At 38.2% G+C, this 13,055-nt stretch carries 11 protein-coding genes; 3 read left to right on the plus strand and 8 right to left on the minus strand.

The window, feature by feature from the left end; all coding sequences use genetic code 11:
• The first annotated feature begins 277 nt into the window (after positions 1-277).
• Entirely contained in the window at positions 278-1,966 is a 1,689-nt protein-coding gene (locus ADM90_RS17955) for a methyl-accepting chemotaxis protein (protein ID WP_053996285.1), read from the plus strand.
• 57 nt (positions 1,967-2,023) lie between these two features.
• Here ADM90_RS17955 and ADM90_RS17960 read toward each other — a convergent pair whose 3' ends face one another.
• Positions 2,024-2,530 carry a DMT family transporter gene (locus ADM90_RS17960; RefSeq protein ID WP_053996286.1) on the minus strand — a complete coding sequence of 169 codons (507 nt, stop codon included), beginning with the start codon at positions 2,528-2,530 and terminating at the stop codon, positions 2,024-2,026.
• Between the two features lie 123 nt (positions 2,531-2,653).
• Here ADM90_RS17960 and ADM90_RS24030 point away from each other — a divergent pair.
• Positions 2,654-3,984, plus strand: a protein-coding gene (locus ADM90_RS24030) for an IS3 family transposase (RefSeq protein ID WP_235473289.1) whose coding sequence is annotated in 2 segments (ribosomal slippage) — positions 2,654-3,038 and positions 3,038-3,984 — 1,332 coding nt in all. Because the reading frame shifts where the segments join, the coding sequence is not laid out codon by codon here.
• A 35-nt stretch (positions 3,985-4,019) separates the two neighbouring features.
• On the opposite strand, the gene ADM90_RS17975 is transcribed toward ADM90_RS24030, so the two are convergent.
• The 3 genes from ADM90_RS17975 to ADM90_RS17985 form a co-directional block, all read right to left on the minus strand.
• Complete coding sequence (locus ADM90_RS17975) at positions 4,020-4,409, minus strand: DMT family transporter (RefSeq protein ID WP_053996287.1); 390 nt, start codon at positions 4,407-4,409, stop codon at positions 4,020-4,022.
• Positions 4,410-4,666: 257 nt separating this feature from the next.
• On the minus strand, positions 4,667-6,934 hold the full coding sequence (gene secDF, locus ADM90_RS17980) for a protein translocase subunit SecDF (protein ID WP_053996288.1): 2,268 nt from the start codon (positions 6,932-6,934) through the stop codon (positions 4,667-4,669).
• Between the two features lie 482 nt (positions 6,935-7,416).
• On the minus strand, positions 7,417-7,728 hold the full coding sequence (locus ADM90_RS17985; RefSeq protein ID WP_053996289.1) for a post-transcriptional regulator: 312 nt from the start codon (positions 7,726-7,728) through the stop codon (positions 7,417-7,419).
• A 93-nt stretch (positions 7,729-7,821) separates the two neighbouring features.
• Here ADM90_RS17985 and ADM90_RS17990 point away from each other — a divergent pair, with 93 nt between their 5' ends.
• Entirely contained in the window at positions 7,822-9,339 is a 1,518-nt protein-coding gene (locus tag ADM90_RS17990; protein ID WP_053996290.1) for a putative polysaccharide biosynthesis protein, read from the plus strand.
• On the opposite strand, the gene ADM90_RS17995 is transcribed toward ADM90_RS17990, so the two are convergent.
• From ADM90_RS17995 to queA, 4 genes are all read right to left on the minus strand, one after another.
• Positions 9,336-9,971, minus strand: coding sequence for a DUF421 domain-containing protein (locus ADM90_RS17995; protein ID WP_053996291.1), 636 nt, complete (start codon positions 9,969-9,971; stop codon positions 9,336-9,338). The genes ADM90_RS17990 and ADM90_RS17995 overlap by 4 nt on opposite strands.
• A 176-nt stretch (positions 9,972-10,147) precedes the next feature.
• Positions 10,148-10,420, minus strand: coding sequence for a preprotein translocase subunit YajC (gene yajC / locus ADM90_RS18000; RefSeq protein ID WP_053996292.1), 273 nt, complete (start codon positions 10,418-10,420; stop codon positions 10,148-10,150).
• A 313-nt stretch (positions 10,421-10,733) separates the two neighbouring features.
• Positions 10,734-11,879 (minus strand): tRNA guanosine(34) transglycosylase Tgt, encoded by a 1,146-nt coding sequence (gene tgt, locus ADM90_RS18005; protein WP_053996293.1) that lies wholly within the window; start codon positions 11,877-11,879, stop codon positions 10,734-10,736.
• Positions 11,880-12,005: 126 nt separating this feature from the next.
• Positions 12,006-13,046, minus strand: a complete 1,041-nt coding sequence (gene queA, locus ADM90_RS18010) for a tRNA preQ1(34) S-adenosylmethionine ribosyltransferase-isomerase QueA (protein WP_053996294.1) — start codon at positions 13,044-13,046, stop codon at positions 12,006-12,008.
• Between the last annotated feature and the right edge of the window lie 9 nt (positions 13,047-13,055).

The following is a 13,055-nucleotide window of genomic DNA, read 5'->3' on the forward strand; positions in this document are numbered from 1 at the left end:
CAAAAAGTTAGCCTTAATTCTATGTCAAACCCTTATAATTGTCAATAAATTCTGAAGAAAAAGTTAAAATCTATATCTCTAAAAAGAAAATAAATTCCTTTTTTCTACAGTATTGACCAGGTAAAAGTATCAAGTTATAGTAACCTCAAAATATGTATGTTGGTTGATGGCAAAATACTCTATTTAGTAGGTATATATGTCTGTTGTACAAAAATAAAACCTCTGGCAAACATCATCCATTTTTCCATACAATCAAAGAAAGAAAGTGGGAGTCAATATGTCCATTCGTAAAAAACTAAATCTAGGTTTTATTTTCTTAATAGGTCTCTTGTTTATTGCCAGTATTGTGTCCTTTCTTCAATTCAAAGCTACACAAAATGATTTAGAGGAAGTACTTAATCATCGCATCGTTCAAATCGAATTAACAGAGAAAATACGACAGCAGCTTGCCTCTCAAGGTCTATTTTTACGATCCTACATTTTAAATAGAAAGGATGCAACCGCTAAAGAAAATTTAGAGCGTTATGAAAAGCAGTTACCCGAAACAGTTGAGGAGCTTTCTGCGATTGTACGCTCTGATTATACAAAAAATATTATGCAGCAAATAACAGAGCTGCAAAACGAGCTGCTCACTCATTCAACAAAAGCACGCCAAGCATTTGAGAATGGTCAGACAGATTTAGCCCTCACCCACATTAATGAAGATGTAACACATTATAATAAAGAAATTTTTGCGTTAACAGCTGATTTATTAAATTATCAGCAGGAGGCACTTCAAAAAACAGATCAGAAAGTAAATCAAACCGTTTCACGCGCTCTTATAATTTCTATTAGTTTACTGATTGCCAGCATTGTTATTGGGCTGTATTTTATACGATTTGTGAGAAAATCCATTGTTCAGCCATTACGCCAGGTGATAGGTGCAGCGGATACTTTAGCGCAAGGGGATTTATCCATTGCCCAGCTTGATCATCACTCAAAGGATGAAATTGGTACACTAGCAGGTGCCATCAATACATTAAAACAAAATTTAGCAGGATTAATCACCAATATTCAAGATAGTGCCTCACATCTATCAGCGGTTTCAGAGGAACTTTCTGCCAGTACAGAAGAGGTAACAACGGCTTCCGATGATATTGCACAGCGAATTCAAGAGAATGTTACCTATATTACTTCATCTGCTAGTAGCTCACAACAAAGTGCTATCGCAATGGATGAAACAGCCACTGGTGTCCAACGTATAGCTGAAGCTACACAAAGCTTACACCATAACGCTACGAGTATGACACAGCTTGCCCAGACAGGTGGCACAACTATTTTAACAGCACAACAACAAATGGATACGATCTCAACGGCTACCTCTGAAGTTGCTACATTAACCCATAAGTTAACGAAGCAATCAAAAGAAATTGAACAAATTACAGCCGTGATCACAGCCATTTCAGCACAAACAAACTTACTCGCGCTTAATGCAGCAATTGAAGCAGCAAGAGCGGGAGAGCATGGTAAAGGCTTTGCGGTGGTGGCTGATGAAGTACGTAAACTTGCTGAGGAATCCAATCAATCAGCTAGTCAAATAGTTGCGATTACAAAGGAAATTCTTGTAGATACAGAAAATGTAGCCACCGCTGTGGATAATGGCTTAGCTTCTGTACAGGATGGCGTTGCCAAGATTCATGAGGCAGGCGATGCTTTCTATGCAATTACATCGGCAGTCACAGCATTTACCGAGCAAATTGAAGAAATCTCTGCCACATCTGAGGAAATCTCTGCAAGCGCTGAACAAGTCGCAGCCTCTGTCACAGAAATTGCCAATGTCTCCAATCAATCGGCCAGTAACTCACAAATCATTGGGGATGCTGTGGACGAGCAGGTTGTCACAATGCAGCAAGTGAATGCGGTTGCTGAGGAATTAAGCAAAAATGCCCAACAGTTACAAGCTTTACTACAGCAATTTAAGTTATAGATAAAAAAATCTGCTAGCTTTTAAAAGCTAGCAGATTTTTTTACGAAATGGAAATGGCTAAAAGAATTTTAATAGCGCAATTCCGCAAATTATCAAAATGACAGCAATCACTCTTCTTTGATCAATTGAATATTTTGGCAGCCCCATCATGCCAAAGTGATCAATGAAAAGCCCCATTAAAATTTGCCCTAGCATAACAGTCATTAACGTCAGTGTCACACCTAAATGGGGCATTAAAATAATATTTGTTGCAATATAAATAGCGCCTAATAAACCACCTATAAAATGCCAAGGCTTTAATCGGAAGTTATCGATATAAAATAGCAGCTTGATTCCCCTATTAATGATCATTGCTAGAATCAATAAAATAATCGTACCGACTGTAAATGAAATAAAGGCAGCATATAAAAAAGAATCTACCTTATATCGAAGCGCACTGTTAATCGCTGTTTGCAATGGAGGCATCATTCCTGTACATAACCCGAATAATAGCCATAATCGAGAAGAACTTTGAGAAACGCTTGGACTTTTCTTCGCATTCATATAAATGATCCCGCTTATCAAAAGAAGAACCCCCACGATATGTAAAACTAAAATGTACCCTATACGATAGACACTTTGAAAAAAGACTATCGTATAGGGTATTTTTCTTTATAATGAGAAAAAAGATGTTGGAGCGGATGAGAGATGACCAAACAATTATTTACAAAAGAAGAACAGAAACAGCTAAAACGTAATCCAAATGTACAAGCAGTTAGCGAGAAAGCGATTACGTATACAGATGAATTCAAACGTCATTTCATCGCTGAAAATGACAAAGGAAAATTACCAAGAGAAATTTTCGAAGAGGCAGGTCTAAATGTAGAATTAATTGGTTTACAACGAATTAGCTCTGCCGGAAAACGTTGGCGTGCAGCTTATCGACAAACCGGTGTGGAAGGCTTACAAGATACACGAAAGACAAATTCGGGACGTCCCTCACAAAAAGAGGGAAGTTTGGAGGAAAAGATTGCCCGCTTAGAAGCCAAAAACCAGCTATTACGTGCAGAAAATGAATGTCTAAAAAAGCTCGATCTACTCGAAAGGCAGATGTTGAAGAAGAAATCACAATCGAAGCGAAACTAAAATTCGAATTAATTGAACAGACACTTCAAAAGTATAAATTAAAGCGCATGGTGAGCTATTTATGTGAAGTAATGGGCGTATCTCGTTCAGGGTTCTACAATTATTTTAACGAAAAATCAGCGCAAAATCGTGCAAACCAAGATGAAGCAGATGAAGTAGTGAAAGCCATTATTTTAAAGGCGTATCACTTCCGTGGACGTAAAAAAGGGGCACGCCAAATTAAAATGACGCTCCAAAATCAATATGGGATTACCTATAACTTAAAGCGAATTCGCCGCATTATGAAGAAGTTCGACATCATTTGTCCGATTCGCAAGGCCAATCCAGCCCGACGTATGGCGAAAGCGACGAAAGAACATCGCACTTGCGCGAACGAACTACAACGCAACTTTAAACAAGGTGTAGCAGGGAAAGTGTTATTAACAGATATCACGTATTTAACATATAAAAACGGCAAGCGTGCTTATTTATCAACGATTAAAGACGCTGAGACGAACGAAATTCTAGCATATGAGGTGTCGCCTTCTTTACACCTGGACATCGCTCTGACCACATTGAAGCAATTAAAAAAACATGCACATTTAGCAGAAGATGCCTTTATCCATTCCGATCAAGGATTTCATTATACAAGCCCGATTTACCAAGCATTGGTGAAGAAAATGGGCTTAGGACAGTCCATGTCACGTCGAGGAAATTGTTGGGATAACGCGCCACAAGAATCTTTCTTTGGGCATTTTAAAGATGAAACAAACATCAAAGCGTGTGAAACGCTAGAAGAAGTAAAACGAGAAATTAAAAATTATATGACGTACTACAATCATTATCGTGGGCAATGGAACTTAAAGAAGCTGCCGCCTGCAAAATACAGACAGCAACTTCAACAAGTTGCCTAGCTCTTTTTCAAAATGTCCTTTACAAAGGGTACACTTTAAACATGTAATGGTTTTTCTTCTACACCAAACCACCCAAATGTATCGATCATTATGCCAATCACCATTTGTCCAGTAACGGTAATAATTACCGTTAGTGCTGCACCGATTTTTGGCAATAAAATAATATTCCCCGTAAGAAAAATAACCCCTAGTGCACCACCCGTCACCCACACATACGAGAAGGATTGAGCTGCAAAGAAAGTTAATGTAAACTTACTAGGATCTATTATAAGATTAGCTATCAATAGTAAAATAGCTCCCGTTAAAAAAGAATAAAATGACGTCGTAAATACCGACCTCGTAAACAAATTTAAACGATTGTTCACGGCTGTCTGCATCGGAATCATCATGCCTGCGATTATCCCTAGAACAATTAATATGTACAAAAAAACCCTTCTTTCTACAAAACGTAATGATTTTTATTTTAAGTAAAGAATTTATGAAATACAATATTCCTGCTTTTACTCATTGAAATAGGAAATACAATTATTACACTCACCCACTAAAAATGAAAAAGGGCTGTGCAAAAAGATTTTCACTTTTTGCACAGCCTTCTTCTATCTATTAGTGAGAATATACGAGACAAGCTTGCTTCTATAATGATCATAGAAGCAACGTTTTGGATAAACCCTTTTAACATTGTTTACACAACAGGCTCGTCTGTACCCCATTGTTTTTTCTCTTTTTTCTGTAGCTGTCCATTTGATTTTTTCATTTCACGTATTTTTAATGAATACCAAATTTGAGCTGCAATACAGACGGAAGAATACATACCTGTAATTAAACCAATCAATAAAGCAATGGAGAAGTTTTGAATAGACGGTGCACCAAACATTAATAACGCTACAACTACAATAATAACAGTTAATACTGTATTAACAGAACGTCCCATTGTTTGACGTAGCGATTTATTCACGATATTTGCCAATACTTCTCGGTCATTAATTGTATCATATCGCTCTAGGTTTTCACGCATACGGTCAAATGTAACGATGGTATCATTAATGGAGTAACCAACAATCGTTAACACAGCCGCAATAAACGTTATATCGACCTCTAAACGCATAAAACTAAAGACTGCGATAATTAAAAATACATCGTGTAGAAGCGAAACAATTGCCCCGATTCCCATGCGCCATTCAAAACGAATCGCCACATAAATGATGATCCCTATTGCTGCAAGTGACAATGCTTTAATAGCATTTTTCACAAGTTCCTTACCAACTGTAGGTGATACGGTACTTACAGTAGGGTTATGACCATATTTCTCCGTTGTTTCTTTTTGGAATTTCAAAATATCAGCTTGTGATAAATCGGTTTTATAGCGTACAACTGCTGAACTGCTCTTTTCTCCTGACAGCACAATATCATCAGAAGGGAAACCGATGCTATCAACATATTGTTCCACTTCTTCCTTTGTTAACGTTTGATCAGCTTCAATTTGCACACGTGTACCACTAGAGAAATCGATACCTAGGTTTAGACGGAAAATACCCAAAACAACTAAACCAGCCACTAAAATAGCTAATGAGAACGTATAGAATTTCTTACGATTATGCACAAAATCAAAACGATCAAATTTCGTTGATAAATCTAATGCCCCCATATTTTCATCCAGGCTATGTTGCTTCGATTTGGCAATACCAAACCATGCTGGATTATTGAAATAACCACTATTTACAAGCAAGCCTAATAGTACACGTGAACCCCATACCGCTGTTAGGAAGCTTAGTAAAATACTAATGATTAAGGTTGTCGCAAAACCTTGTACAGAGCTTGTCCCAAAGTAAAATAGCACTGCTGCTGCTAATAACGTTGTTAATTGTGCATCGACAATCGCTGATAGGGATTGCTTAGAGCCAAGCTGGAATGCTTTTTTAACAGGATGCCCTACACGCAACTCCTCTCGAATACGCTCTGCCGCTAAAATATTTGCGTCAACTGCCATTCCAATACCAAGTACAATAGCTGCGATACCAGGAAGCGTTAATACCGCATTAATCCAATCGAAAATAACCAACACTAGGAATGTGAAAACAACAAGTGTAATAATTGAAACAAAGCCAGGTAAACGGTAGTAGAATAACATAAATAAGAAAATGATTACTACGCCGACAATACCTGCAAAGATTGTATCATTTAAGGCATCTGCGCCAAACTGTGCACCGACAGAAGTTGAATAAATTTCATCCAGTTTGACAGGCAATGCGCCTGCATTTAAAATATCTGCTAAATTTTTAGTTTCTTCAACAGTAAAGTTACCGCTAATCATAACATCTGTTGTATTTAATGTTTTGTCAACAGTGGCTGCCGATGCATAGCGAGGTTTCGCCTTTTGTGATTCCGCTTTATAAGAATCTACACCTTCTTCAAAGTCTAACCATACAACAAGTAAATTTTCCCCTACAGGCTTTGCAGCAATTTTACTTGTGATATCAGCAAATTTTTCCGCATCTTTTAATGTTAAAGAAACGATTGGACGATTTTGTTGGTCAAAGGAATCCTTAGCTCCATTTGCTTTTAAATCATCTCCATCTAATAATAAATTATCATCAACATCACGGAATGTTAAATTTGCCGAAGTAGACAATAATTTACGTGCTGATTCCTGATCGTCAACACCTGCTAATTGCACACGGATACGGTTTTTGTCCTCCACCTGAATGCTTGGTTCACTTACCCCAATCGCATTGACACGTTCACCAAGTGCCGTGGAAGTCGCCGTTACAATCTCCGGTGTGATTTTTTGCCCTTCTTTTAATTCTTTTACCTCATAAAGCACTTCAAACCCGCCTTGTAAGTCAAGACCAAGCTTGATGTCCTTTAAGACGCCGTTTACAGTCGTGCTAATTCCTGCTGCCAAAAGCACCAAGATCAGTACGAATGCCCCTATACGACTTTTTAGTTTCATCAATAAATCCTCCTCGAATTGGTGTAAGGGCGATCCTTACACGCCAAACAAGTAACTAACAATACCTTTCGAAACACCTTATCCTCCTTTTCCTTTAGAATCATGTTACCTGTGCTTCAAAAAGGCTGCCCTACTTATTTCAATCGTTCATAACGCGCAAGTTTATCTTTGTATTATTAGGTACTCACCTTCTATATTCAAATCATTCAGGATATAGAAGATTTATGTAAGTAAAAACTTATGCAAAATAAAGTGAACCTTCAATCAGTGGGGGTTTTCTTCATCCCCACTGATTAATAGTTTCACCAATCAGTTTTTTTACAGACTGCCCGTCCCCTACTTAAACCTTTTGAAGTGGGATCCTACAGCTTGGTAATACGGGATAAAAAAAGCGCAACACACTTATTATGAAACAGGTTGCGCTTGGTGTCAATTCAACACCGTTAGGATTCTTTAATTTCTTGAAAAATTTAACACTTTCCTTATGATGTCTTGACTGGACCAAGCAGTATTTTTAATTCTTCTGTATTGCCTTCTTCAAACCAATTATCACCTTGTAAAAACTCTACTTGATTAAATGATACAATATCCGAGGGTGAGACCGCAAAAACGGTAGCGATGACCTCATGTAGACGCAACTGCTCTACATTTTTTTTACGCCATTTTTTCTCCACACAATAGCGCCAAAGTTCTTCAGCCGTAATCGCATCATATTGATAATACTTGAACTCTGCTATCTTACTATCAATTGCCGGACGAATTTTTTCAAATAGTTGCTGATGCTGCACACTCATTTTGAATCATCTCCAATCAAAGTCGTAACGTAAGACATGCTTGCATACAAATAGTGTAAATGAATTTTTGCGGCTTGAGAAGGGACGGATGGCATGAGTTCTTTTGTACGAGGTACGTTATTTTTAATGTTTGTGATTTTTTTATCGAAACTTTTTGGCTTCTTTTATAGAATGCAGTTTATGCGGATCGCTGGTGAGGAAGCTGTCGGCATTTATATGACGGTCTATCCAGCATTTATTTTCTTTATCTCCCTTATTCAACTAGGACTACCAATTGCTGTGGCAAAAATTGTCGCTGAGTTACTAGCAAAAAATAAACGGGATAACATCTTTGGGGTTATGCGTACAGCCATTGTTTGGTCATTAATTGGCATGATCATTTTTATGCCCCTTGTAGCACTAACAATACCATATATTTCAACAACACTTTTACATAATGAACATACCACATTTACACTATGGATCGCCCTTTTTGCTGTACCTGTGTCTGTGGGCTCAGGTTTATTACGTGCTTATTTACAAGGTGTAGCGAAAATTACACCAACAGCTTGGGCACAAATGATTGAGCAAGTGGTGCGTATTAGCTTTATTACACTGATGCTTCCGTATGTGGCGAACTATAATAATGCAGCTGTAACTGCTGCGGCTGCAATGGGTATTACGCTTCTTGCAGAAGTCGTCGCATTCTTCTATTTAGGGTTGCATTATATCGTCTCAAAAAAGAAATTACTAGCACGTAAGACGAAAGTTGAAGGTTATCCAGCATCACCTATGCTACGTATTGCCCTGCCATCAGCAGGTAGTAAACTATTTGGATCGTTCACTTGGTTTTTAGAGCCAATTATCTTTTTAAAAGCCTTAACAATGGCTGGCTTAACAGCATCTGCTGCTACCATCTTATATGGTGTTATTTCAGGTGTTTTAGTGCCATTGCTATTATTTCCTGCGTTTGTATCGACAGCTCTGTCTATTGTGCTTATTCCAGCTGTTAGTGATGCGGTTGCTCGCCAGCACATCCCATTGTTACAGGAGCGCATTTCTGTCTCCCTACGCTTATCTTCTTTAGTGGGCTGCTTCGCTGCTACATATTTTTTTGTACATGGTGATGAATTAGCCATGAAGCTTTTCCATTTAGAAGAAAATCGCGGCTATGTCAAAATTTTAGCACCTATTTTTTATTTTTATTATATTCAAAGCCCGTTGCACTCCATCTTACAAGCGATAGGTGAGGCACGAGCAGCCATGATGAATTCTATCTATGGCGGACTAGGCAAATTATTTGTGATGTTTGTACTAGCCTCGCAGCCTGGTATACAGGAAAAAGGGGCTGTTGTAGCCATTGGCTTTGGTGTCTTGCTCACATCTTTCTTGCATATTGCCACTGTAAGACAGCGAAAAAACTTGCGAGCAGGCTTTCGTATGTTTGTTGTCCCTTATAGCTGCTTTATTGCCGTTTGTGTAGCACAGTATTTTTTATTACCGATGCTATCACTCCCCTTTATATTAAGTAGCTGTGTAACATTATTTTTACTGTTTACATTTTTATTATTTACAAATCAGTTGCGTATGACCGATTTCCGCTATATCCGTAAATTAGCGAAAAAGGTTTAAGTTTCTTTTAATTGAATATGCAGTCGACTGTCTTCCCAAATACAAAAAAATACCACACTGCTGTCTGTAATATTATTTTTCGCCAACTCAGCCATTAGCCATTCCACATCTTTATGCATCGTAGCTAAATGCCTTTCTTGAATATCACCATCAATAATTAATGGGTAGATAAAGGACTTTTCATCATTTTTGTAAACAGAAAGATTACCAGAAGGCTCTAAATAAGCAAATGCAACATCTGTGACAGATGCAATGCCATTTTCCCGTAGTTGCTGACATAAATCGTCTAAATTATAGCGATGCTTACGCATTTCACTCTCTAAAATCACACCGTCTTTCACTAATAATGCTGGATCACCATCCACTAAATCACGGATTTTCTTGAACTTTAAGGATAAATAGGCGCTTATTATTTGAATCACTAACAAAATAATAATGGGTAATATGGCATTCAATAAAGGGTTTTTATAATCATCCAGTGCAAATGCAGCTACTTCTGCAATTAATACAAAGACAACCAAATCAATAACAGATAATTCACCTACTTCTCGTTTACCCATTAATCGAAAAACAATGATAATAAAAACATATAAAAAACATGTTCTAAAAATAATATGGAAATATTCTTCCATTTAAACACCCCCATATTATCAAGGTGACCCTCCTATTTGTTTTTTATACAAAACGGTTGCACGAAAATATAAGCACTGTTCACATGCACTAGTTATGTTTACTACTTTCAAGGTATGAACGCGTAAAAAAAGACTTACAATCAAGCGTTTGCTCACTGTAAGTCTTTTTTCTTTATTTACTTCACGCTATCATCGTTTACCACACGTCCAATTGCTTGACGATCAAACTTTACACGCACATTTTCAGCGATTTTTAACGTCACTGCCGTGTCCTCGATTGCATCAATCACACCATGTAGACCACCGATTGTAATGACTTTATCTCCACGCTGCAAACTGCTTTGCATATTTTGCGTTTCCTGCTGTCTTTTTTTAGCTGGACGAATTAAGATAAACCACATAGCAACGAACATTAATAGTATTGGTGCTAGCCCTAATAGTTGATCCATAATACTTCTTGCCCCCTTTCCAAATATCACTTTTTTAGTATAGACTATTCCACTGACAAAAAGCGATGGACAAGCCCAAAAATTTTCTCTATTACTAATATTTTTTCTATGATTGACAATATTTTGCTAGAAATATTCACTTTTTACAAAGTTTTGTATACTTATGCATAAAATCTCACAGGACCTGAACCCTAAACAATTATTTCCATTCCATTAACAGAGCTAGGCTCTAGTAGATTCCTTATCAACGTCTTATATTACTGCTACAAATTTTTACTTCTTATATAAAATAGAGTAATCATTATTTTCTTCATTAAAAGTTTTTCGCATTTGACCCATTAAAGCCATATTTCTCGAAAAATTCTTCTCGGAAATCACCAAGACGATCTTGGCGTATTGCTTCACGCACTTGCTCCATTAGCTTTAATAGGAAATGGAGATTGTGATACGTTGTTAAACGAATACCAAATGTTTCTTCCGTGCGAATCAAATGACGAATATAGGCACGTGAATAATTTTTACATGTATAGCAATCACAGTTTGGATCAAGTGGTCCAAAATCGCGTGCATATTTAGCATTTTTCACTACAAGGCGCCCTTCCGATGTCATGAGTGTGCCATTGCGCGCAATACGTGTTGGTAGAACACAGTCAAACATATCAATTCCACGAATAGCCCCATCAATTAATGAATCCGGTGAACCTACACCCATTAAATAGCGTGGTTTATTGACAGGCATCATTGGTGTTGTAAATTCTAACACACGGTTCATCACATCTTTAGGCTCACCAACTGATAGCCCACCAATGGCATATCCTGGGAAATCTAACTCTACTAATGCTTCGGCAGAACGTCGACGTAAGTCCTCATACTCGCCGCCTTGAATAATCCCAAATAAACCTTGCTCCTCTGGTCGCTGATGTGCTTCCTTACAGCGTTTTGCCCAGCGTGTTGTACGATCTACGGATTGTAGCATATAGTCATATGTCGCAGGATATGGCGGGCATTCATCAAAGGCCATCATAATATCAGAGCCTAGATCATTTTGAATTTCCATTGCCTTCTCTGGGCTTAAAAATAATTTATCGCCGTTTAGATGGTTGCGGAAGTGAACGCCTTCCTCTTCAATTTTTCGGAATTGGCTAAGTGAGAACACTTGGAAACCACCTGAATCGGTTAAAATTGGACGATCCCAATTCATAAATTTATGCAGTCCCCCTGCTTCCTTGACAATATCATTACCCGGACGAAGCCATAAATGATAGGTGTTGGATAAAATAATGCCCGCATTCATTTCCTTTAATTCCTCAGGTGACATTGTTTTCACCGTTGCTTGCGTACCTACTGGCATAAATGCAGGTGTTTCAAAGGAGCCGTGTGGAGTATGCACAATGCCAAGGCGCGCTCCTGTTTGTTTACAAGTATGAAGTAGCTCATATCGAATTGCTGGTTGTGTCATAAACTAAAAAATCCTCTCTTATCTAAAGTAAAAACAGTACTCCGATTTTATCCCGTAATCACAGGCTGTAAGACCCCCATAAGATGAAGCCAAGATGGTTGAAGATAGCCTGGAAAATGACCTACATTAACGCTTTGGACGAATAAACATCGCATCTCCAAAGCTAAAGAAACGATATTTTTCCTCTACTGCTTGCTGATAGGCGCTTAAAATAGTTTCTCTTGTAGCTAGTGTACTAACAAGCATCACAAGTGTTGATTTTGGTAAATGGAAGTTTGTAATTAGACCATCTACCACCGTAAAGTTGTAGCCTGGATAAATAAAAATAGATGTCCAGCCCTGCTCTGCTCGTACCTCACCACTATATTTAGAGCCAATTGTTTCTAATGTCCGTGTGGAGGTTGTCCCAACAGCAATTACCTTGCCACCATTCCGTTTTACTTGATTAATCGTAGCTGCAGCTTCCTCCGTTACACTATAAAATTCGGCATGCATTTCATGATTTTCAATCGAATCAACACTAACAGGACGGAAAGTGCCTAATCCCACATGTAATGTAATAAAGGCAACTTCTACTCCTTTTGCCTTTACCTGCGCTAGCAATTGCTCTGTAAAATGTAAGCCTGCTGTTGGGGCTGCGGCGGAACCACGCTCTTTGGCATAAACGGTTTGGTAGCGATCCTTGTCCTCTAGTTTCTCACGAATATATGGAGGCAGCGGCATTTCACCAAGCTGCTCTAATATTTCATAAAAGATACCCTCATACTGAAATTCAAATGTACGTCCGCCATGCTCAAGCTCACCTGTACAAGTGGCTGTTAATAAACCGTCACCAAATGTGATGACTGTTCCTACCTTTACACGCTTTGCTGGTTTGACAAGTGTTTCCCACTCATCTGTGCCAGCTAGTTGCTTGAGTAACAATACTTCTATATGTGCCCCTGTCCCCTCTTTCACACCCATTAGACGCGCCGGTAATACTTTTGTATCGTTTAATACAAGGCAATCACCAGCTTGTAGCTCATCTACAATATGAGCAAAATGGTGATGCTCTACTTTATGGGAGCCAGGTGTTACGACCATTAATCGACTCGCTGTACGATCCACTAATGGCGTTTGGGCAATAAGCTCCTCTGGTAATGCAAAATCAAAATCTTCTACACGCATGAAAAAAAC

It is taken from the genome of Lysinibacillus macroides (assembly GCF_001281525.1).
Lineage (GTDB): Bacteria > Bacillota > Bacilli > Bacillales_A > Planococcaceae > Lysinibacillus > Lysinibacillus macroides.